We start from the raw sequence: 859 nt of genomic DNA, 5'->3' as shown, positions 1-859 counted from the left end.
GGTCCAGGCCGCCCTGACGGTGCTGTTGTCGAGGATCAGCGCCAACCCCGATGTGGCGGTCGGATTCGCCGTCGCCGGCCGCGACGATCCCGCTCTCGACGAGTTGGTCGGCTTCTTCGTCAACACCTTGGTACTGCGGATCGATCTGGCCGGCGACCCCACCTTCACCGACCTCCTCGCCCAGGTCCGCACGCGCAGCCTCGAAGCATTCGAACACCAACACGTGCCCTTCGAAGTGCTGGTCGAACGACTCAACCCAGCCCGGTCACTGACTCACCACCCACTGATCCAAGTACTGCTCGCCTGGCAGAACTTCGCCGGAAACAACGACCCGGCCGCCGGTTTGGCATTGGACGATCTCGACGTCACCTCCCTGCCGCTGGACACCCACAGCGCCCGCACGGACATCGCGTTTTCTCTCGGCGAACGCTTCACCGACACCGGCGAACCCGCCGGACTCACCGGCGCAGTCGAATTCCGCACCGACATCTTCGACACCACCACCATCAACACACTCATCCAACGGCTGGAACGAGTACTGGTAGCGATCACGACAGACCCCGAACAAACCCTGTCATCAGTGGACCTGCTCGACGAATCCGAACACACCCGCATAGACAAGTTCGGCAACCGCGCGGTACTGCACACGGGCCGGCCATCGTCCCTATCGGTTCCGGCATTGTTCGCGGCCCAAGTGTCCCGCACGCCGGATGCGGTGGCGCTGAGCTGTGGTGATCGTTCATACAGTTACCGGCAGCTGGAGCAAGCGGCAAACCGGTTGGCACACCTGCTGACCGACCGCGGTGTGGGCCCCGGATGCGTGGTCGGGTTGCTGATGCAACGCTCAGCACAAGCGATC

The 859-nt window shown here is 63.6% G+C and carries 1 protein-coding gene; it reads left to right on the top strand.

Going from position 1 to position 859, the window contains the following annotated elements:
- A partial coding sequence (locus tag RJ03_RS27335) for a condensation domain-containing protein (RefSeq protein WP_036507526.1) occupies positions 1-859 on the top strand: 859 nt, incomplete at both ends.

It is taken from the genome of Nocardia aobensis NBRC 100429 (genome assembly GCF_000308375.1).
Lineage (GTDB): Bacteria > Actinomycetota > Actinomycetes > Mycobacteriales > Mycobacteriaceae > Nocardia > Nocardia aobensis.
This window is presented reverse-complemented; position numbering and strand designations above follow the sequence as displayed.